Genomic DNA, 18,968 nt, shown 5'->3' with positions numbered 1-18,968 from the left:
CGCCCATGGCAGGGGCTGCGATACCCCATCAGCTCTTGAAGAATTCCAGCAGGTCCTTGTTGATGACCTCGTGGTGCGTGGTGAGCGCGCCATGCGGGTAGCCCGGATAGATCTTCAGGGTCGCGTTCTTCAGCAGCTTGGCCGACAGCACGCCGGCGTCCTTGTAGGGCACCACCTGATCGTCATCGCCGTGCATCACCAGCGCCGGCTTGTCGATCTTCTTCAGGTCCTCGGTGAAGTCCGTTTCCGAGAACGCCTTGATGCAGTCGTAGTGGGCCTTGGTGCCCCCCATCATGCCCTGGCGCCACCAGTTGGTAATGGTGCCCTGCGACGGCTTGGCGCCCGGGCGGTTGTAGCCGTAGAACGGCCCCGAGGCGACGTCGAAATAGAACTGCGCACGATTGGCCACCAGGGCGGCGCGGAACCCGTCGAATACTTCCATCGGCGTGCCGTCCGGGTTGTCCTTGGTCTTGAGCATGATCGGCGGGACGGCGCTGATCAGCACGATCTTCGCGGTGCGCGCCATGCCGTGCTTGGCTACGTAATGCACCACTTCGCCACCGCCGGTGGAGTGGCCCACGTGAATGGCATCGTGCAGGTCCAGCTTTTCGGTGAGCGCGGCCAGATCCGCCGCGTAGTGATCCATGTCGTTGCCGTCCTCCGTCTGCGTGGAGCGGCCGTGCCCGCGACGATCGTGCGCGATCACCCGATAGCCGTGACTGAGGAAGAACAGCATCTGCGCGTCCCAATCGTCGGCCGACAGCGGCCAGCCGTGGCTGAAGACGATCGGTTGACCCTTGCCCCAATCCTTGTAGTAGATCTCGACGCCATCTTTCGTAGTGATCGTGCTGCTGCCCATGTGCTTACACCTGTTGGTTGAGTGGCGCGATGCGGACGCTTGGCGCCGAAACGCCAGCCATGGATAAAACAGTTCAACGAGCGGCAAAGAAAAAGTCATGCGCACAGCAACTCGAAGGCGCGCTGGTCCCCGTGCGCTGGTGTCCCTGCGGTGGGTGTGGGCTCCGCTGTCACGCGAAGCACCACGGGTGACGCACGTCGGCTCGCGTCACCCGCCGAAGATTCCTCTTGTGGCGGTGAAGTAACCGTCAAGCAGGTGATATCGCGGCTGCCAACGTCGGGCAATGCGCAGCAACGTCGACATGGGGAGTGAATGGCAGTCACCTTTCCGGCGACGCCTTCAACCAGCCCGTTTAGTCATGCCTGCCAGATTCGTGCATTGCGGGGTGCTCCGGCGTAGTAGAAAGGGAACACTGCAACGAACACCGATAGACGATGGACAGCAACGTGCCATTTTCCCGGGAACAGTTGACCTTCCGCTTTGCCGCGCTGGATGCGCAGCTGGTGCGGCTTGCACGGCGCCATGCACTTGAAGAGGAACGCTGGGCAGCCATCGAGCAACTGGTCCAGCTGCCGACGTCCGATATCGCCGAAGCGGATCGCCGCTGGTGGTGGGAGCAGCTGTATTCGACGATGGAGCGGCATGGGCTGACCGAGTTGAGTCAGCTGGCGTCGAGCGCTCACTGAGAGCGTTCGTTCCACGTGTCCCTTGCTTCGTTGTAGAGCTTCGAGAGACACGATTTCCTGTGTGGTGAAGCATCCCTGTGTCACGCGTGTTTCAGCGCATGCCCTTGCGCTCATCGAGCCCCGGGAATTTCCCGGGGCTATTTTTCTGGGGGGAACCCGTCCGTCGATCGGTTCCCCGGTGCGTGGGGGAACGCACGTGTGTACACGTCGTCGTTCCTCAACCGGCGGGCTGCGCCGTGGTAGCGACCGGGGCATTGCTGGCCACGGCGGCGGACGTGAAGTTCGGTGCGGTCACCATGGCGCCCAGGGTCAGCACGCAAACCAGCAGGCAGGCGGCGAACAGGCTGTGCAGCATCAGGTTTTCGAATTTCATGGTCGTTCTCCTTGAACTTGGGTTGGGTGGCTTTCACTGGATATATGGCAAGCCCCGTGCCAACCCTTTGCATGCCCTGTAAACCGCGCTGTGAAGCCATTTTCTGGCAATGTGCCGTTGCGGTGACGAGTGTCCGCGGACGGTGTCCGGACAGGCGCGGCAGACCGCGGACACCGCTACGGACACGCAAGTGTTCGTTTGCCGCGTGCTCAACGCGACAAGGGACCCAAATCGTTGTGCTAGCGTGCCGTGTCCCCGTTTTCACGCGCCGCATTCGTGCCGACTCGGCGGTGCCCGCATTCAAGGAACCCGCACGTGTTGGTCAAGCCGCTCATTTCCCGCGACCACTTCGACATGCCGGCATCCGTGCTGTGGTTGTCCCACTGCAAGGATGGTCCGCTGCCACGCGCATCGGCGCGAGCCATCAGCACGCTGATGGAAACCGAACTGCGACCCTGGGATGTGCGTTGGAACGAGGATTTCCTCGATGTGCAGCGCTCGCTGCGTCACGCCGGCGCCCAACTGCTTGGTGTGGATGCTCACGACATGAGCCTGGTGACGTGCACGTCGAGCGGGCTGGAGGCGGTGGCGCTCGGCTATCCGTGGAAGTCCGGCGATGAAGTCATCATTCCCGCCGGTGAATTTCCCAGCAACCGCTTGCCCTGGCTGGCGCTGCGGGACAAGGGCGTGACTTGCACGGAGGTGGTGCTTTGGGACGGCCAGACCGGCGATGCACCCGTGGCGCCCGAAGCCACGGTCGATCCGGAGCAGCGCTTGCTGGATGCGATTACGCCGCGCACGCGCCTCATCGCCGTGTCATGGGTGCGCTACCAGGATGGTTTGCGTCTGGACATCGAAAGGCTGGGACGCGCCTGCCGCGAGCGTGGCGTGCATCTGGTGGTCGACGGCATTCAGGGTGCCGGTACTGCCGTGGCGGCGTTGGATGGCGTGAGTGCGTTTGCCACGGGTGGCCACAAGGGTCTGCTGGGGCTGCAGGGGCAGGGGTTGTTATGGACCGAACGCGCCTTCCGCCAGCAGCTGATTCCCTTGGGCACATGGTTATCCGCGCCCGATGATTTTTCGCAGGAAGGCACGCAGGCATCGCGCGATGCGTTGTGGGCCGCCGATGGTCGTCGCCTGGAGGCAGGCAGTCCATCGATCGTGTCGTGCGCCGCGTTGGCATCGTCGATCCAGTTGCTGCTGGACAGCGGTGGCGTCGCGGCGATCCAGTCACACATCGCCGGATTGCAGCAGGCGTTGCTCGCTGCGCTGGCGAACGACCCGTCGTGGTCGTCCGAGGCACAACGTCTGCACGCATTGATGCGCAACAACAGGCTCGGCTCGATACTTTCGTTCGCGGTGCCGCCGCAGCGCGCGGCACATTTGCTGCGCGCCGCCGAGGCGCAAGGCATTCACGCGAGCATGCGCGAAGGCTATCTCCGCATTGCATTCCACGGCTGGCATGCGTCGGGCGATGTGGAGCGCTGCGTGGCGTGGCTGACGTCGTGATCTCCATTTGATGGACGCCCGCATCAAGGCGGGCGTCCATCGTTCAGCACGTCGGGTTGCAAGTCATCAGGCGATGGAACGCACCACGCCACCGTCGACGCGCATGGCGGCACCGGTGGTGGCCGACGCCTGTTCGGAAGCGAGATACACCGACAGGTTCGCCACTTCTTCCACCGTGGCCAGGCGCTTGATGAGCGACGACGGACGGTGCGTCTGGATGAAGTCGCGCTCCACCTGTTCCTGCGACACACCTTGTTCCTTGGCGATCTTGGCGAAGAAATCGCCCACGCCTTCGGAGCGTGTCGGGCCCGGCAAGATGGAATTCACGGTGACGCCGGTTCCAGCCAGCGACTCGGCCAGTCCGCGCGCCACGGCCAGTTGCGCCGTCTTGGTGGTGCCGTAATGCACCATCTCCGCGGGAATCTGCAGGCCCGATTCGCTGGAGACGAACTGGATGCGGCCCCAGCCACGCTTGGCCATGCCTTGCGCGTAATGGCGCGACAGGCGCACGCCGCTGAGCACGTTCACTTCGAAGAAGCGCATCCAGTCTTCGTCGGGAATGTCGAAGAACGGCTTGGGTTCGAAGATGCCGAGGTTGTTGATGAGGATGTCGGCGTCGGGAATCTTGGCGATCAACTCGCGTGCACCTTCGGCTGAGCCAAGGTCGCCTGCGACGCCGCTGACGCTGGCGGAGGAAACCGCCGCCTTGATGCTGGCGATGGCCTCATCCACGCGTGCCTGGGTGCGCCCGGTAACGATGACGTGCGCGCCGGTGCCGGCAAGACCGGTGGCAATGGCCAGGCCGATGCCGGCGGTGGAACCGGTGACGATGGCCGTGCGGCCGGTGAGATCGATGTGCATGGAAAACTCCTCGGGAAAGCGGTGACGTGGCGGATATGGGATGGCGAGCGACGCGGCAACGGATCGGCCAGCGTCCCTTCGGGCATGTCACGTGGTGGCCTGCCGAATGAACCTCAAGGACCTGTCCATCATCGTTCGATGATGTTGCACATGTTCATCAGCCCCTTCGAATATCTGTGCCTGGATGGCGCGGGATCATGCTGTCTGTCGGCTCGCCGTCCTGCGGCGCATCGATCCAACTGGCAACGTCGAGGAAAACGTCATGAGCGAAACCATCGCCTTCATCGTGCATCTTCCCGCACGTCACGAGCATGCGGCCCAACTGGAGCGTGGCATGCTGGATGTGCTGGACGCGATGCAGGAAGAGCCGGATTTCGTGTCCACTCATCTGCATCAAGCCCCGGATGATCCGGATACGTTCGTGTTGTATGAAGTGTGGTCGTGCAGCCGCGAACATTTCCTGCAGCATCACCTTGGCAAGTCTTATCGACAGGCATTCGAAGCCGCCTTGCCGCAATGGCTGCGCGCAGAACGCACCATCGAGTTTCTCGATCTCAAGCGTGGTTACGCGCGCGCCTGAGGCCTGGCGTGTGCCTTCGCGCTGTCCACCCGCTTAAACGAATGGACAGGCAAGACGCACCGCACGTGCTGGTTCACTCGAGCGTGAAGCCTACCTTCAGCGTCACCTGCCAATAGGCGACCTTGCCGTCGTCGACGTGGCCGCGCGTCTCGATCACGTGGAACCAGCGGATGTTGCGTACCGATTTGGACGCCTGCGCAATTGCAGCGCGGATGGCGTCATCGCAACTGGTCTTGGATGAACCGGTGAGTTCGATGGACTTGTAGACATGCTCGGACATGCGTGGGTCTCCGCTGGGGCCGTGCCGGGTCGCAGGGCGTCCACCCAGTGCATACCCAGGCTTGCCAACTTGGTGTGAAGAATGGCACTGGTTGCCCGGTCCCAAGCCTCGGACCATGCCGCGGCCGCTGTCCCACTTTCGCCAAGGGGTACCAAGCCATGCCCGGAAGGTCGTTGAAGCGTGTTGTCGCGTTCTGCGGGTTGTCTGGGTTGAGCATGGTGGCGGCGCATGCCGCACCCGCACCGTCATGGGTCGCCACCTGGTCCGCATCACCGGATTCCACCTTGCCCACGCTTGCCGGGACCACCGTGCGCGAAGCCATTCGCACGAGCGTGGGCGGCACGGAAGTGCGGCTGGAACTATCCAACGTCAATGGTACGGGCCCCGTCACGCTGGGACCGGTGCGCGTGGCCCAGCGGGCCGATGGCGCGGCCATCGTGCCGGGCTCCGATCACGCCGTGATGTTTCATGGCCAGCCGACCGTGACGCTGGCGAAGGGCGGGACGGCAACGAGTGATCCCGTCGCCATGACCGTGTCGCCATGGCAGGCCTTGGCGGTGAGCATCCATGTAGGCGACGGTGCTGGCGCCACGACGGCTCACGGCGTGGGCAACCAGACCGCCTGGATCGCCAAGGGCGATGCCACCGGCGACGCTGCGTTTCCCGTCCAGGAAAAGGTGAGCAGCCGGTTGTTCCTCACTGGCGTGGACGTGGCACCCGGCACGTCGGGTTATGCCATCGCCGTCCTGGGTGATTCCATCAGCGATGGCGTGGGTTCCACACCGGATACTGATGCACGCTGGCCGGACGATCTTGCGTCTGCGTTGCAACACACCGCGGGCATGAACAACGTGGCCGTGCTCGATGAAGGCGTTGCGGGCAACCGCGTGCTGCACGACGAACACCTGCCATTCATCGGTCCCAGCGCGTTGACGCGACTGGACGCCGATGCGTTGAACAAGCCCGGCGTGCGCTACGTGGTGCTGCTGGAAGGCATCAACGATATTTCCGCAAGCAGCTACTTTCCCGGCACGCCGGATGATGTCACCGCGCAACAGATCATCGATGGCATGAAGACCATCGTTGCGCGAGCCCATGCGCGCAAGGTGAAAGTCATCGGCGCCACGCTGCTGCCATTCGATGGACTGGAATGGCCCTTCCATTCGGCGGATGGCGAGGCGAAGCGACAGGCCGTCAACGCGTGGATACGCAACGGCCACGCGTTCGATGGCGTGGTGGACACGGACAAGGCGTTGCGCGACCCGGCGCATCCGGAACGCCTGCTGGCCGCGTACGACAGTGGCGATCACCTGCACCCGAACGATGCCGGTCACAAGGCGATTGCTGCGGCGTTCGATATCCCGGTGCTGTTCGCGAAGCCCTGAGCGGGTTACACGGCGCCGTGCTTGCTGGCCCACGCCACGGCGTCGTGCGCGTGCAGGCTTTCCTGGTGTTCCACGCGCACCTGGAAATCCGCGAAATGCTCGTCGGCATCCAGCGCACGCTGAATGCGGCGCGCCGCGTCTTCGCAAAACATGAGGTTGGCTCCGTTGGCGAGCGCGAAGGCCTGTTCGTCCTCGCGCTTCACGGCAGTCTGCACCGGTGTGCCCAGCGTGGTCTCGACCCGATCGATCAGGCCGATGATGTCCAACGGCGCGTCGTGTGCCAGGCGTACCGATACCTGCGCAATGCTGCGCTGCGCGTGTGGCGTGGCCACGATGCCTTGCTCGGTGCCCAGCCACGCGAGTACGTCGGCGTGATGCAGCGGCGCAGCGTTCGGAAAATCGCTGGCGAATCGTTCCTGGATCAACTGTCGCGACAACGCGGCCGACGCAGGGCAGGTGGACGAATAGGTGACATCGGCGGACAGCGTTATGTCGATGCCGTGGTGCCCGAGCGTGGCGTCCACCGTCACCGGATAGCTTCGCCAGCCATAGTGATCGCTGCGTAACGCCTTGCGCAGCACGCGCTGTTCGAAGCGCAGGCGAAGTCGCGCACGGTCGGCCAGGTCGTGGTGCGATTGCAGGAAGGCGCGCAGCAATCGTTCCAGCGTGAAGGGACTGAGCGTACTGGTGCCCAAATGCTCGTCGATCAACAGATACAGGCGCGACATGTGGATGCCGCGCCGGTCCGTGCGCGTGAGGTTGACGAAGGCGCCCACGTGGGCGGTGACCTGTTGCGTGCTGCCGTTGCCGGCGTCGATATGCAAGGGCGCGTCGATACCTTCCATGCCTACCCAGTCGAGTCGTCCACCGAGCAACGGCTGGACGGCGACATCGGGCATGCAGGAAGGGGCTTCGGCAATCTGCTTCACGGTGGGGTCCGCGATGGGGAGGGAAGGGGTGTCAGTGGCGCGACGAGGCGATGCTCTTGCGCAACGTCGTCACCGCGGCTGCGGCGTCGACCTGGCGGTTGCCGCTCACCATCTTGCTGCTGCCGAGCAACAGCTGCTGGATGGAGTGCGCATCGAGATTCGGCGAAATCGACAGCAGCAACGCAACGATGCCGCTCACGTGAGCGGCAGCCATGGACGAGCCGGAGGTGAAGTCGTAGCCACCGCCGGGTTGGGTCGTGAGAATGTCGTTGCCCGGCGCACTCAATACGTCCGGTGGCGCGGGCATGCCGTTGCTTACCCGCACCACCAGCACGCCGGGTGCGCTGTCGGGAAATCCGCGTGTGCTGCCATCTGGTGGGAGCGCCGCCACCACGATGCGTCGCTGCTCCAGCAACTGCGCGAGCAGGCGATTGAGCAAGGGGTCGGCCGGGCCGCCCAGGCTCAGGTTGATGATGCGTGCATCCGTATCCAATATCGCCGCCAGCGCCTTGGCCAGCGTGAAGGAATTGCAGCGCGCACCGGCCTGCACGGCACCGGGATACCAGCACGCCTTGTACACGCTGATGATCGATTTGGGCGCCATGCCCACGATGCCGACATGGTTGTCGCCAATGGCACCGATGATGCCGGCGACCTCCGTGCCGTGCGGGTCGCGGTTGAACGCGGGTACGTCGTCGTCGACTTCGTTGGTGATGTCGTGGATGCGGCCCTGGAGATCCGGATGGCTCATGTCCAGCCCGGTATCCACGATGGCGATGTGCACGCGATCGCCCTGGCTTTCGGCGTGTGCCTGCGCCGCGTCGGTTTCGACGAAGCCCCGCTGCAATTCCGCGTAGGGATCGTTGTACTTGTGCGCCGGTTCGGTCTGCGCGGCATACACGGTGTAGTCCTGCAACGGCTGCGCCAGTGCGACGCGGTCGTCCTTGGCCAGGGCGGCGAGCAGGTCGTCGCGCGTCATGCCGGCGGGTGGTTCGAGCACGATGCAGTACAGGCTCAGCGCCTTGATCGGCCAGCCGGTGACCTGGTGCCAGCCATAGCGCTGGCGCATGTCGTCCAGCGTGGAAATGGCGCGCTGGCCGGCGCCGTAGTTGGTGGCAGGCACGTAGCCGAGCATGCTTGAACCGGCATGCGTGGACGGCGGTTCCTGCGGGTTGGCCACGGCAAGCACGATGTCGCGACCGCTATCCATGCTCGCGACATGATCGTTCGAGGTCGGCGCCACCGTAGCGGTCGCAGAGGCATCCGGGCGCGCGGGCGCGCATGCGCCCAGTGCGATCACGGCCAGCAATGCAAACAGGGCGCGGACGTTCATCGAGGCGTGATCACGGGCTCGTCGTGGCCGGCTCGGCAAGGCGGATGCCGTGCGTGGATCGCAGCTGCTGCAGCGTATCGCTGGTACCGGCCGCGTGCGCGGGCACCACCGTATACGCGCCGACATCGTTGGGTCCACCCACCACCTGCAACTGCAGCGAATGGAGCAGGGTGTTCCAGTCGGCGAGCTTCATGCCGGCATCCGGTACGACATGGATGGCGCCAGGCATGGCGGCCGGTGTCGGCTGGCTCAACGTGCGATACGACTGCGCATCACCTTCGGACCACAGCTTGATGCCGAGCACGCCGATGCCCAGTGCCTGCACCAGCACGGCAGCCACCAGTGCACGCGTGAACCATGTGCCGGTACGCGCATGCGTCTGGGTTTCCTCCACTTGGGTGGCATCAATGCGGCCCATCAGCCGCTTGAGGCCAACCTCGGGGTCGAGGTCGATGTCGGTGGGCAGTGCCAGCGCAAGCCGCAGCTGGCTCTGCTGCGCGAACTCTTCGCGACACGCTTCGCAGCGCGCAAGGTGTTCGGTCAGCCAGGCGCTCTGCTCCGGTGGCGCGCTGTCCTGCAGCACCCACGGCATGGCTTCCCAGGCCTGCGCACAATCCCTGTCGGTATCCTTCGTCAACTTCATGGCACGCTCTCTTTCTGCGTGAGCTGGTCACCAGCCAAGGCTGGCAGTACGTTGCGCAATTTCACCCTGGCGTGGAACAGCCGTGCCTTAATCGTGCCCACCGGGCACTGCATGATGGCGGCCACGTCGTCCAGCGTGTGGCCCACGCCGTAGACCAGTTCCACCACCACGCGCTGGTCGGCCGACAGGCGCTCCATGCCCTTGCTCAGCCAGTCGCGCAATTCGCGATCCTCGCCCGGGTCGTGCGCGGGGGTGCGGTCTTCCGGCAGGTTTTCGTCATCCACCGGTTCGTCGCCACGCTGACGCAGGGCTTTGAGGCCGCAGCGATAGGCGATGCCGATGATCCAGGTGGAGACGCGCGACTCGCCCTTGAAGGTGGCCGCCTTCTGCCAGACGATCCAGAAGCAGTCGTTGATCACTTCCTCGATCAGGTCCGCGCGGCGGGTCAGTCGCGACAGGAAGCGGCACAACCGGCCGTGGTAGCTGCGATACAGCACCGCCAGCGCGGCACGGTCGCCCGACGCCATGCGTTGCAGCAGCAGGCGGTCTGTCTCGTCAGCGTCGATATCGGCGTCTTTCATGGCTAGGACAGAGGCATGAGGGTTACGCGTAAGTGCCTGATCTCGCCGAAAGGGTTGCCCTGGCCTAGAAAGAGAACGACAGGGTGGCCACCCAGGGCGACGCGGCCAGGTTTTCGCTGCGCAGGCTGGCATCCACGAACATGCGGTCGACCTCCACGCGCCAGGGTCCCTGGGCCCAGATCAGCCCCAAATGCCCGTACCCATAGGAGTTTACGCGGTCCCCGCCGTGATAGCCGTAGCTGCCGTGGCCGTTGGGGTAGACCCGGTAGTACGGCACCTGGGCCTGGGCGTAGCCCGCGCCGGCAGCAAAGGAGACGTGCCAGGGCAGCGGCCAGTGGAAATCCACGTCCGCCGCTCCCCGCAACGCGTGGTCGGTACCCCCGGTGGGATAGATGGCCGACGCGCCCAGGGTAAGCACGTCGCGGTAGATCCAGTTGGCGCTGCCTTCGGCACGGTTGAAGGCCCCGCCGCCGCGGCCCGGGTAGTCGTAATAGGCCAGCCCGGCTTCGAACTGCCAGTCCGGCGTGAGCCGCCAGAAGTGGGACGCCTGCGCGAAGGCTTCGGCCAGGGGCGTGGCATCGCGCACCTCGGTACTGGCTGCGGCGCCGAATGCCCAGCCGGAAGGCAGCGTCCACGACACCGCACCCTGCGCGATGGTCGTGTCGGGTGTAATTGCCAGGCCTCGGTCCACCAGTTGCGAACTCAGGCCGACCGTGCCGCTCAGATTCGACGACTGCGCGTGTGCGGCCCCCGATGCGCCGGAGCCAACGGCCAACGCAGCGAACGCGCACAGCCAGCGCCGCGAGCGCGAATACGCCGCGGAAGCAGATGACCGAACAGTGTGCCGCCGGTCCACGTTGGCTGGTCGATCGCCTTGCAACATCAGCCCTTAGTGTGTGCGTCTCGGTGCGACGTAGGTTAGTCGGACCGAGACAGCCCTGTACACGGACACGCCTGTCATCACATCAGTGATTTGATTGAAGGTAAGCGATGAGATCATCGAGCTGCTTGGCATCGTCCAGTCCGGAATATTTCATCTTGGTGCCGGGATTGGCCTGCTTGGCCGGCTGCGAGAGATACCAGTGCAGCTTGTCCTCGGTCCAGGTCCACTTTGCGTTCTTCAGCGCATCCGAATAGCTGTAGCCGTCCAGGCTGCCGGCGTTGCGTCCCACGATGCCGAACAGGCTGGGGCCCTTCTTGTTCTTGCCTTCCTTGGTGGTGTGGCACTCGGCGCATTCCTGCTTGAACACGTCCGCGCCCGCGCTGGCATCGCCGGCCAGCACTGGCAGCGTGCCGGCGCTGTAGAAAAACAGGCCGGCCAGCAAGGCACGCCGTGCCGCTTTAACCCTTGGGGAACAAGTCACGTCTTGGCTCCTGTCGATGTCAGAACGCAACACTTGCGCTCAAGGTGAAGGCATCAAGGTCTTTGGCGTTGGTCATCGGCGATCCCACGGGCGCGCCAAAAATGTTCGAGCTGGCGCCGTTGAAGCGCGTGAAGCGGAACCATGTGGCAGCGATCTTCAAATTCGCAATGGACGTGAACGAGTCGTCCTTGCCGAACGGTGTCCAGTACAGGGTGATGAGGTTGGCGGTGCTGTCGGGCTTGCCAAACGGTGGATAGCGCGCCGCATCCTGCGTGCCGGTGCTCACCAGGTGTGCCACCTGCAACGCATAGCTCTGCTTGAACGTGTAGGTCACGCTGAGCGTCTGGTCGTGTGCATCGCCACGTGGCTTGGCCACCACGCCGTTCACCACCGGCGTACTGCCGTAGTCGCGTTGTTCCAGGATGTTCACGTAGCTCGCCTGCACGATGTGCTCGCGATTGCCCAGGAACTGGTACGTCAGGTCATAGCCGAGATCGGTGATGTCGTCGCTGGGTGCATTGCGCGGCAACTGGCGCTTCGTGGTGAGCGCGACCACGCCTGCGGAGAAGAACTGCCGCTTCATGTCCTTCATGTAGGCGAAGCGAAAGTAACCCGTGTCGCTGATGCGTCCCGGATCGTTGGCGATGTTGTAACCCAGGTGATCCTGCATGGACGTGGGCATGGTGTTGTACGTGCCAATCTCGCCGTACCAGTCGTTGTTGTACAGCGCGTACACGCCGCCACCGATCACGCGGTTGTACAGCGTGTTGGCGCTGGACAGGTTGAGCAGCGTGCCCGATACCGCCGGCGGCCCGAGGCTGGATGCGTTGGGCAGGGCGGCGATGGGGTCGTCAAAGCCCGGGCTGTTGTTCACGCTCACGCCGATGATGGTGTCCTTGCCGGCCACCTTCAGGTCCTTGGCAACGAAGCGCAGATCCAGGTTGCTCAGCTTGGTGCTGAAGTGGTCGTTGCCGTTGTTATCCGTTTCTACTTTCACGAAGCCGCCGAGATGGTCGCTGATGCGACCGGCGAGATAGACATCCGCTTCGGTGAGCTGCGTGGTGTTGTCACCGCGCGCAGGCACATTGTGCGAACCGGTCAGCTGGGCGGCGACGGGAATCTTGGTGCCCTGGCCATCGGTGTCGGTATAGCCGTTGAGCTTGAAGCGCATGCCGTACGGCGTAAGCGCCGGACCGTACGCACCTGCGTGACAGTCCGCGCAGGCGGAGCCTGTCTGACGGGCATAGGCGGGAACCGCATGGGCATCGTTGCCCGCCAACATCAATGCGGCCAACAGCGCAGACGAACCCAGCGCGGCCCGGCAACGGGTCAGAAAAGACGGCATGCGAACTCCTTGTCTCGCTTGGGGCGGAAGCGGATGGTGCGGTGTGGTGCGCATCAGCGGCGACGCTCCGGCAACATCATCCGGAGCGTGCGGTCGCGCAGCACGAAGTGGTGCCAGAGCGCGGCACCCATATGCAGCGTGATCAGGGCAAGCAGCACCCAGGCAACGTCCTGGTGCCACGTGGTAAGGCTGTCCGCGAGGTTCTCGTCGCTGGCTACGAGGGCCGGCAGCGTGATGCCAAGAAAATGCACTGGCTTGCCTTCGGCATTGCTCAAGGCCCAGCCAAGCAGCGGCTGGACCAGAAGCAGCGCGTACAACGCCATGTGCGTTGTGCCGGCTGCCAGACGGATCAATGCGGATGTATTGCCTTCGCCCGGCAGTTTTCCCAGGCGAAAACGCAGCACTACGCGAACCGCAAAGAGCAGCAGCACCAACAGGCCGAAGTGGCGATGACCTTCCAGCAGCCATAACCGCAAAGCGCGGCCATCCACTTCATCGCGGATCAGGATGAGGGCGGCGGCAACAGCAAGAAACAATGCAGTAAGCCAGTGCAGGACAACCAGCGAACGTGGTCGCATGACCTTCGTTTCGGCCTCGTTGCGCTCGTCGGTGACGGGCGTGGAAAGCACCTCGTCATTCGCCGCTGGCGGAGTCTTGTTCTGCCATTCCATGTATGGACCTCTGCACCTTGCCTCGGTGACCCGCTCGTCACGCGCCTGCCGTCGGCGAAGGTGTGCCGGGGGAGGGGACGCGTGGGGTGGAGCGTGCGTTGTGCGGGTGAGTGCCGCACACGCCATCGAAGGTTGCGCATAAACACCGCCGATGGACGGTACGCGCGCGACGCAACCTTCTGCGAACGGGCCGGCACTCAGTGACAAGAATCGTCGTCGACGACTCCAGAGCCCGGCCGAGAACATGGAAATCGAACGCGTCCAGTTGCAGTCGCACGGCGACCACGGCGGCATGCTCATTGCCCTTGAGCAGAACCGCAACGTGCCTTTTGAAATCCGTCGCGTGTATTACATCTTCGCGACCGAGCACGATGTGCACCGTGGCAAGCACGCGCACCGACACCTGCACCAGTTGGCTGTCGCCGTGCGTGGTTCGGTGACGTTCCTGGTCGACGATGGCTCGGGCGCCGCCGAGGTGGTGCTTGACGACCCTTCGCAAGGCCTGCTGCTGGGCCGCATGGTCTGGCGCGAGCTGTACAACTTCAGCGACGACTGCGTGCTGATGGTGCTGGCGGACCACCTGTACGATCCCGCCGACTACATCACCGACTATGACGAATTCCTGCGCGAAGCGAAGGGGCTCGTCTTTCCCGCGGAACTGGTCGCATGCCAAAGCGCCTAGTCCTGATCGGTGCAGGCGAACTGGCGCAGATCGCCTGCGAATACTTCGAACACGACAGCGATTACGACGTTGCGGCCTTCAGCGTCGAACGCCAATACCTGAGCCAGCCCGTGCTGGCCGGTCGTCCCGTGGTGCCGTACGAAGAGCTGGAGCAGCACTATCCGCCTGAAGATGTCGAAGCGTTCGTGGCTATTCCCGCGAGCCAGCTCAATCGCTTGCGCACGCGCTTCTACCTGGATGCCAAGCAACGCGGCTATCGCCTTGCCACTTACGTGAGTTCGCGCGCCTTCGTCTGGCGCAATGCCGAGATCGGCGAAAACAGCTTCATCTTCGAGAACAACGTGATCCAGCCGTTCGTGCGCATCGGCAACAACTGCATCCTGTGGAGCGGCAACCACGTGGGGCACCGCACCGTCGTGCGCGACCACGTGTTCGTCGCCTCGCATGCCGTGATCTCCGGCTATTGCGACATCGGCGAGAGCAGTTTCATCGGCGTCAACACCACCTTCAACGATCACGTGAAGGTCGCCTCCGACAACGTCATCGGCTCCGGCGCGCTGGTGCACAAGGACACCGAGGCGGGCAGGGTCTACGTCGGTTCGCCGGCCAAGGCGGTGCCGGGTCGATCCAGTTTCGACGTGACGCTGTGAACGCCATGACGGCATGGCACAAGCAAGGCCTGGTGTTCGACACCGCACGGCAAGGTGTCGGCGGATGGATGCGCCATTCCGCGCTGACGCCAACACCCTGGCGGCTCGACGACGACACCATTCGCGTCTACGCAGGCTTTCGCGACGAAGATGGCGTCAGCCGTATCGGCTACGTCGATGTGCTCGCGGATGATCCTTCGCGCGTGCTTCGTGTCAGTGCCGAACCCGCGCTCGATATCGGACGCGGTGGCTGTTTCGACGACAACGGCATGATCCTCGGCGACATCGTGGATGGACCGGGTGGACTGCATCTTTTCTACGTGGGATTCCAGCGGGTGGCGAGGGCGAAGTTCCTTGCGTTTACGGGCCTGGCGATATCCACGGATGGCGGCGAGCATTTCGAGCGCGTGCAGGAGACGCCCATCCTGGATCGCGCCCCGGGTCGAAGCACCATCGGCGCTGTACATTCGGCGATGTACGACGGCGGGCAGTGGCGCCTCTGGTATGCCGTCGGCGACGACTGGGAACGCATCGACGGGCAGCCGTTCCCGCGCTATCACATTCGCAGCGTTGCGACGGACGATCTTTCCGCCATTCCGCTGGACGCTCACGTCTGCCTGAGGCCGCGCGGCAACGAATACCGCATCGGACGTCCTCGCGTGTATCGAGAAAATGGCCGTTACACGATGTATTTCACGCGCGGCAACGTGACCGGCGAATACTTCCCCGGGATGGCCTTCAGCGACGATGGCATCGCCTGGGAGCGTCGCGACGAGGCGCTGGGCCTGGCGTTGTCCGACGCGGGGTGGGATTCGCGCACCATCTGCTATCCCGCGCTGTTGCCCCGCGGCGACGACATGTTGATGTTCTACAACGGCAACGACATGGGCATGGACGGCTTCGGCCTGGCTGTCGCCAAACGGCCACGCTTCGAGAGCGGCACGCATGTTTAGCGTGCGCGCCTACCAGCCGTCGGACGCGGCAGCGTGGGATGCCGTGGTCTTGCGGTCGAGGAATGGCAACTTTTTGCACCGCCGCGGCTACATGGACTACCACGCCGATCGCTTTACCGATGCGTCGCTGGTCGTTGAACGGGGGCGCGAGATGGTCGCCGTTTTTCCCGCCAGCATTCGGGGCGACCGGGTGACCAGCCATGGCGGCCTGACCTATGCGGGCCTCATCGCTACGCACGACCTGCGAGCAGACGCCACGCTTGCGGTATTCGAAATGATGGGTGGCCACTATCGCCGGGGCGGTGTGGCACGGCTTATCTACAAGCCGGTTCCCCATGTCTTCCACGCGTATCCCTCCGAGGAAGATCTCTACGCCTTGCAGCGCCTCGGCGCCCGGCTGACACGGCGCGACATCTCTTCCGTGATCCCGCTGAGGCAGCGCGTCGGCTTTTCCGACGGACGCCGCCGCGCCATTCGCAGGGCGCGGGGCGAGGGTGTTGAGGTGGGGCGTGGCGAGGATCTTGTGGCGTACCACTCGCTGCTTGGCGAAGTTCTGCAACGCCACGATGCGGTGCCCACGCACAGCGCAAGTGAGCTGGCTTTGCTGCGCTCGCGCTTTCCCGACCAGATCGTTTTGCATGAAGCGCGGTTGCATGGCGCCATGCTGGCGGGCGTGCTCGTCTACGATTTTGGCCAGACCGTGCATGCGCAATACATCGCCGCCTCGGAAGAGGGGCGTCGAGTCGATGCGCTGAGCCTTTTGCTGGGAACGCTGGTCGACGAGGTCTATGCGGATCGCAGCCATTTCAGCTTCGGCATTTCCACCGAAAGCGAAGGCACGGTGCTCAACAGCGGCTTGATCGCCCAGAAGGAATCCTTCGGTGCACGCGGCGTCGTCCATGACTTCTACGAGTGGGTGTTGTGATGGACGTTCCCTTCCTCTCGTTGCGTGACGTCAACGCGCGCTACGTCGATGAACTCAAGGCAGCAGCGTCCCGAGTCATCGATTCGGGCTGGTACGTGATGGGCGATGAGCTTGTCGCGTTCGAGCGGGAATTCGCCGCCTACTGCGGTTCCACGCATGCACTGGGCGTGGGCAACGGACTGGATGCGCTGTCACTGATCCTGCGTGGCTACAAGGAGATGGGCGTGCTGCGCGACGGCGACGAGGTGATCGTGCCTGCCAACACGTTCATCGCCACCTTTCTCGCCATTACCGCCAACCAGCTGGTGCCGGTGCCGGTCGAGCCGGACCCGTTCACCTTCAACATCGATCCCGAGCGCGTGGAAGCCGCCATCGGTCCACGCACGCGCGCCATCATGCCGGTGCACCTGTACGGCCAGCTGGCGGATATGGACTCCCTGGGAGCCTTGGCTAGCCAGCACGGATTGCTGCTGATCGAAGATGCCGCCCAGGCGCACGGCGCCCGTCGCAACGGTCGTCGGGCGGGCACGTTCGGTCATGCAGCCGGTTTCAGTTTCTTTCCGGCGAAGAATCTCGGCGCGCTGGGCGATGGTGGCGCCATGGTTACCGGCGACGACGAACTGGCTACGCACGTGGCTGCACTTCGCAATTACGGGTCCGAGGTGAAATACCACCATCTCTACCAGGGTTTTAATTCGCGGCTCGATGAAATACAGGCGGCCATGCTGCGCGTGAAACTGGCCCACCTCGATGACGAGGTGTCGCGCCGCCGCTCGGTGGCGCAGCGCTATCGCGAGGGCATTCGTCACGAGCGCATCGTGTTGCCGCAAGTGGGCGTTGAAGAAAGCCACGCGTGGCACTTGTTTGTGGTGCGAAGCAGCCAGCGCGCCGAACTGCAGCGCCACCTGAGCCTGCAGGGCGTGCAAAGCCAGGTGCATTATCCAGTACCGCCGCATCGCCAGCCGGCCTATGCATCGCTGCACGACGTGCCCCTGCCCATCACCGAGCAGTTGCACAACGAAGTGCTGAGCCTGCCCATGGGCCCCGCGCTGGACGACGACGCGGTCGAGCGCGTCATCGATGCCTGCAATACGTTCGGGGGCATGTCGTGAACATCGTGCGCGCCGGCTTCTATGCCTCGATCGCCACGGCGGCCAAGCTGCTGGCGGGGCTGGTGATCATCAAGCTGGTGGCGTGGATGGCCGGACCCGAAGGCGTGGGCCGGCTGGGCCAGTTCATGAGCCTGATGTCGGTGCTCGCCGTGCTGGCCGGCGGTGGCATCAGCGCGGGCGTGGTGAAGTACGTGGCGGAATACCGCGACGATCCGCAGCGCTTGTCGCGCCTGTTGGCTGCAGCGCTGTGGTACGCGTTGTGCGCTTCGTGCCTGATCGGCGCCCTGGGCTTGTTGCTCAGCCGCCAGATCGCCGGCTGGCTGTTGGGCGACGCGCGTTACCAGGGCCTGATTGCCGTGTTGGCGGCGGTGCAGCTCGGCATCGCTTTGGTCAACTACATTCTTGCCGTGATCAATGGCTTCATGGACGTGAAGCGCCTGGCGTTCATCCAGGTGCTGGGTTCGCTGTTGAGCATTGCTGCGGCGCTGGCGCTTTCGCACTGGCTGCATCTGTACGGCGCGTTGCTCGCGCTGGTGATTGGCCAGCTGCTGGTGCTCGCCGTGGGCCTGCCTGCGTGGTGGCGTAGCCCTTACTTTGACCGACGCATGCTGCGCATGCACTTCGACCGCGAGATGACCACGCGCCTCGCTGCCTTTTCCGTGATGACGTTGACCTCCGCGTTGCTGCCGCCGCTGGTGAACCTGGCGGTTCGCGACCATCTCGCCACTCAGTTCGGTTGGGAGCAGGTGGGCTACTGGCAGGCTGTGAGCAAGGTATCGGACGCGTACCTGTTGTTCCTCACCACCGCGATCAACGTGTACTACCTGCCCAAGCTGGCGTCCACGCACGCGCGCACGCCGCTGGTCTCGGAGTTGCGCATGGCGTACCGCTACATCATGCCGGCGGTGGTGGTGTTGGCGGCGGCGGTCTACCTCTGCCGTGACGCGGTGACCTCGCTGTTGTTCAGCGCCGGATTTTCTCCCGCCAACGACCTCTACGCGCCGCAGCTGATGGGCGACGTGGTGAAGATCGCCTCGTTCGTTCTCTCCTACGTGATGCTGGCCAAGGCCATGACTCGCTTGTTCGTGGCGTCAGAGCTGGTGTTTGCCGCGAGCTACGTGGCACTGGTGTACCTGTTTACGGCGCACTACGGCGTGGTGGGTGCCATGTATGCCTTCGTGGCGAACTACGTGCTCTATCTCGCTTTCAATGCGGTCGTGGTGCATCGCTACCTGGGGGGACTATGA

The 18,968-nt window shown here is 64.0% G+C and carries 22 protein-coding genes; 10 read left to right on the top strand and 12 right to left on the bottom strand.

Annotation, left to right across the window (positions count from 1 at the left end):
* Positions 1 to 28: 28 nt before the first annotated feature.
* A complete protein-coding gene (locus DK366_RS08405) occupies positions 29 to 859 on the bottom strand; it encodes an alpha/beta hydrolase (protein WP_198651478.1) in 831 nt (276 codons plus the stop codon).
* Positions 860 to 1,305: 446 nt separating this feature from the next.
* Here DK366_RS08405 and DK366_RS08400 point away from each other — a divergent pair, with 446 nt between their 5' ends.
* Positions 1,306 to 1,545, top strand: a complete 240-nt coding sequence (locus tag DK366_RS08400; RefSeq protein ID WP_109125121.1) for a hypothetical protein — start codon at positions 1,306 to 1,308, stop codon at positions 1,543 to 1,545.
* Positions 1,546 to 1,762: 217 nt separating this feature from the next.
* Here the strand turns inward: DK366_RS08400 and DK366_RS21395 are convergent, their stop codons facing one another.
* Positions 1,763 to 1,918, bottom strand: a complete 156-nt coding sequence (locus DK366_RS21395; protein ID WP_198651477.1) for a hypothetical protein — start codon at positions 1,916 to 1,918, stop codon at positions 1,763 to 1,765.
* 315 nt (positions 1,919 to 2,233) lie between these two features.
* On the opposite strand from DK366_RS21395, the gene DK366_RS08395 reads away from it, so the two are divergent.
* Positions 2,234 to 3,427, top strand: coding sequence for an aminotransferase class V-fold PLP-dependent enzyme (locus DK366_RS08395; RefSeq protein WP_109125076.1), 1,194 nt, complete (start codon positions 2,234 to 2,236; stop codon positions 3,425 to 3,427).
* Between the two features lie 66 nt (positions 3,428 to 3,493).
* Here DK366_RS08395 and DK366_RS08390 read toward each other — a convergent pair whose 3' ends face one another.
* Positions 3,494 to 4,288 carry an SDR family oxidoreductase gene (locus DK366_RS08390; protein WP_109125075.1) on the bottom strand — a complete coding sequence of 265 codons (795 nt, stop codon included), beginning with the start codon at positions 4,286 to 4,288 and terminating at the stop codon, positions 3,494 to 3,496.
* A gap of 262 nt (positions 4,289 to 4,550) precedes the next feature.
* On the opposite strand from DK366_RS08390, the gene DK366_RS08385 reads away from it, so the two are divergent.
* Complete coding sequence (locus tag DK366_RS08385) at positions 4,551 to 4,868, top strand: antibiotic biosynthesis monooxygenase (RefSeq protein ID WP_109125074.1); 318 nt, start codon at positions 4,551 to 4,553, stop codon at positions 4,866 to 4,868.
* A 73-nt stretch (positions 4,869 to 4,941) separates the two neighbouring features.
* Here DK366_RS08385 and DK366_RS08380 read toward each other — a convergent pair whose 3' ends face one another.
* On the bottom strand, positions 4,942 to 5,148 hold the full coding sequence (locus DK366_RS08380) for a dodecin (RefSeq protein ID WP_109125073.1): 207 nt from the start codon (positions 5,146 to 5,148) through the stop codon (positions 4,942 to 4,944).
* Between the two features lie 173 nt (positions 5,149 to 5,321).
* Here DK366_RS08380 and DK366_RS08375 point away from each other — a divergent pair, with 173 nt between their 5' ends.
* A complete protein-coding gene (locus tag DK366_RS08375) occupies positions 5,322 to 6,533 on the top strand; it encodes an SGNH/GDSL hydrolase family protein (RefSeq protein ID WP_157956475.1) in 1,212 nt (403 codons plus the stop codon).
* Positions 6,534 to 6,538: 5 nt separating this feature from the next.
* Here the strand turns inward: DK366_RS08375 and folE2 are convergent, their stop codons facing one another.
* The 8 genes from folE2 to DK366_RS08335 form a co-directional block, all read right to left on the bottom strand.
* Positions 6,539 to 7,432 carry a GTP cyclohydrolase FolE2 gene (gene folE2 / locus DK366_RS08370; protein ID WP_109125120.1) on the bottom strand — a complete coding sequence of 298 codons (894 nt, stop codon included), beginning with the start codon at positions 7,430 to 7,432 and terminating at the stop codon, positions 6,539 to 6,541.
* Between the two features lie 61 nt (positions 7,433 to 7,493).
* Positions 7,494 to 8,795: a S8 family serine peptidase gene (locus DK366_RS08365; protein WP_109125071.1), complete on the bottom strand. Its 1,302-nt coding sequence runs from the start codon at positions 8,793 to 8,795 to the stop codon at positions 7,494 to 7,496.
* A gap of 10 nt (positions 8,796 to 8,805) precedes the next feature.
* Positions 8,806 to 9,438: a zf-HC2 domain-containing protein gene (locus DK366_RS08360; protein WP_109125070.1), complete on the bottom strand. Its 633-nt coding sequence runs from the start codon at positions 9,436 to 9,438 to the stop codon at positions 8,806 to 8,808.
* Positions 9,435 to 10,019: a sigma-70 family RNA polymerase sigma factor gene (locus tag DK366_RS08355; protein ID WP_109125069.1), complete on the bottom strand. Its 585-nt coding sequence runs from the start codon at positions 10,017 to 10,019 to the stop codon at positions 9,435 to 9,437. Before DK366_RS08355 ends, DK366_RS08360 begins: the two co-directional genes overlap by 4 nt.
* Before the next feature lie 64 nt (positions 10,020 to 10,083).
* On the bottom strand, positions 10,084 to 10,902 hold the full coding sequence (locus DK366_RS08350; protein WP_109125068.1) for a TorF family putative porin: 819 nt from the start codon (positions 10,900 to 10,902) through the stop codon (positions 10,084 to 10,086).
* A gap of 82 nt (positions 10,903 to 10,984) precedes the next feature.
* The gene (locus DK366_RS08345) at positions 10,985 to 11,383 is read right to left on the bottom strand and encodes a c-type cytochrome (RefSeq protein WP_304529333.1); all 399 of its coding nucleotides are present in this window, start codon (positions 11,381 to 11,383) and stop codon (positions 10,985 to 10,987) included.
* Between the two features lie 19 nt (positions 11,384 to 11,402).
* On the bottom strand, positions 11,403 to 12,665 hold the full coding sequence (locus DK366_RS08340) for a cytochrome C (protein ID WP_343125617.1): 1,263 nt from the start codon (positions 12,663 to 12,665) through the stop codon (positions 11,403 to 11,405).
* 116 nt (positions 12,666 to 12,781) lie between these two features.
* Positions 12,782 to 13,306: a cytochrome b gene (locus tag DK366_RS08335; protein ID WP_232820972.1), complete on the bottom strand. Its 525-nt coding sequence runs from the start codon at positions 13,304 to 13,306 to the stop codon at positions 12,782 to 12,784.
* A 337-nt stretch (positions 13,307 to 13,643) separates the two neighbouring features.
* Between DK366_RS08335 and DK366_RS08330 the strand changes: the two genes are divergently transcribed.
* The 6 genes from DK366_RS08330 to DK366_RS08305 are packed head-to-tail and all read left to right on the top strand — an operon-like array spanning position 13,644 to position 18,968.
* Positions 13,644 to 14,081, top strand: a complete 438-nt coding sequence (locus DK366_RS08330) for an FdtA/QdtA family cupin domain-containing protein (RefSeq protein WP_109125065.1) — start codon at positions 13,644 to 13,646, stop codon at positions 14,079 to 14,081.
* Positions 14,066 to 14,731: an acetyltransferase gene (locus tag DK366_RS08325; protein WP_109125064.1), complete on the top strand. Its 666-nt coding sequence runs from the start codon at positions 14,066 to 14,068 to the stop codon at positions 14,729 to 14,731. Before DK366_RS08330 ends, DK366_RS08325 begins: the two co-directional genes overlap by 16 nt.
* A 5-nt stretch (positions 14,732 to 14,736) precedes the next feature.
* Positions 14,737 to 15,684 (top strand): hypothetical protein, encoded by a 948-nt coding sequence (locus tag DK366_RS08320; RefSeq protein ID WP_109125118.1) that lies wholly within the window; start codon positions 14,737 to 14,739, stop codon positions 15,682 to 15,684.
* Positions 15,677 to 16,609: a GNAT family N-acetyltransferase gene (locus DK366_RS08315; protein ID WP_109125063.1), complete on the top strand. Its 933-nt coding sequence runs from the start codon at positions 15,677 to 15,679 to the stop codon at positions 16,607 to 16,609. The genes DK366_RS08320 and DK366_RS08315 overlap by 8 nt, the downstream gene beginning before the upstream one ends.
* Complete coding sequence (locus DK366_RS08310) at positions 16,597 to 17,721, top strand: DegT/DnrJ/EryC1/StrS family aminotransferase (protein ID WP_198651476.1); 1,125 nt, start codon at positions 16,597 to 16,599, stop codon at positions 17,719 to 17,721. Before DK366_RS08315 ends, DK366_RS08310 begins: the two co-directional genes overlap by 13 nt.
* Positions 17,718 to 18,968, top strand: a complete 1,251-nt coding sequence (locus tag DK366_RS08305) for an O-antigen translocase (RefSeq protein WP_109125061.1) — start codon at positions 17,718 to 17,720, stop codon at positions 18,966 to 18,968. Before DK366_RS08310 ends, DK366_RS08305 begins: the two co-directional genes overlap by 4 nt.

The organism is Dyella sp. C11, from assembly GCF_003121485.1.
GTDB lineage: Bacteria > Pseudomonadota > Gammaproteobacteria > Xanthomonadales > Rhodanobacteraceae > Dyella.
This window is presented reverse-complemented; position numbering and strand designations above follow the sequence as displayed.

Excerpts from the sequence above, each read along its gene's own strand:
- DK366_RS08405 (WP_198651478.1), bottom strand. The coding sequence starts at position 859 with ATGGGCAGCAGCACGATCACTACGAAAGATGGCGTCGAGATCTACTAC.
- DK366_RS21395 (WP_198651477.1), bottom strand. The coding sequence starts at position 1,918 with ATGAAATTCGAAAACCTGATGCTGCACAGCCTGTTCGCCGCCTGCCTG.
- DK366_RS08390 (WP_109125075.1), bottom strand. The coding sequence starts at position 4,288 with ATGCACATCGATCTCACCGGCCGCACGGCCATCGTCACCGGTTCCACC.
- DK366_RS08385 (WP_109125074.1), top strand. The coding sequence starts at position 4,551 with ATGAGCGAAACCATCGCCTTCATCGTGCATCTTCCCGCACGTCACGAG.
- DK366_RS08380 (WP_109125073.1), bottom strand. The coding sequence starts at position 5,148 with ATGTCCGAGCATGTCTACAAGTCCATCGAACTCACCGGTTCATCCAAG.
- folE2 (WP_109125120.1), bottom strand. The coding sequence starts at position 7,432 with ATGCCCGATGTCGCCGTCCAGCCGTTGCTCGGTGGACGACTCGACTGG.
- DK366_RS08365 (WP_109125071.1), bottom strand. The coding sequence starts at position 8,795 with ATGAACGTCCGCGCCCTGTTTGCATTGCTGGCCGTGATCGCACTGGGC.
- DK366_RS08360 (WP_109125070.1), bottom strand. The coding sequence starts at position 9,438 with ATGAAGTTGACGAAGGATACCGACAGGGATTGTGCGCAGGCCTGGGAA.
- DK366_RS08355 (WP_109125069.1), bottom strand. The coding sequence starts at position 10,019 with ATGAAAGACGCCGATATCGACGCTGACGAGACAGACCGCCTGCTGCTG.
- DK366_RS08350 (WP_109125068.1), bottom strand. The coding sequence starts at position 10,902 with ATGTTGCAAGGCGATCGACCAGCCAACGTGGACCGGCGGCACACTGTT.
- DK366_RS08340 (WP_343125617.1), bottom strand. The coding sequence starts at position 12,665 with ATGTTGGCGGGCAACGATGCCCATGCGGTTCCCGCCTATGCCCGTCAG.
- DK366_RS08335 (WP_232820972.1), bottom strand. The coding sequence starts at position 13,306 with ATGCGACCACGTTCGCTGGTTGTCCTGCACTGGCTTACTGCATTGTTT.
- DK366_RS08330 (WP_109125065.1), top strand. The coding sequence starts at position 13,644 with ATGGAAATCGAACGCGTCCAGTTGCAGTCGCACGGCGACCACGGCGGC.
- DK366_RS08325 (WP_109125064.1), top strand. The coding sequence starts at position 14,066 with ATGCCAAAGCGCCTAGTCCTGATCGGTGCAGGCGAACTGGCGCAGATC.
- DK366_RS08320 (WP_109125118.1), top strand. The coding sequence starts at position 14,737 with ATGACGGCATGGCACAAGCAAGGCCTGGTGTTCGACACCGCACGGCAA.
- DK366_RS08315 (WP_109125063.1), top strand. The coding sequence starts at position 15,677 with ATGTTTAGCGTGCGCGCCTACCAGCCGTCGGACGCGGCAGCGTGGGAT.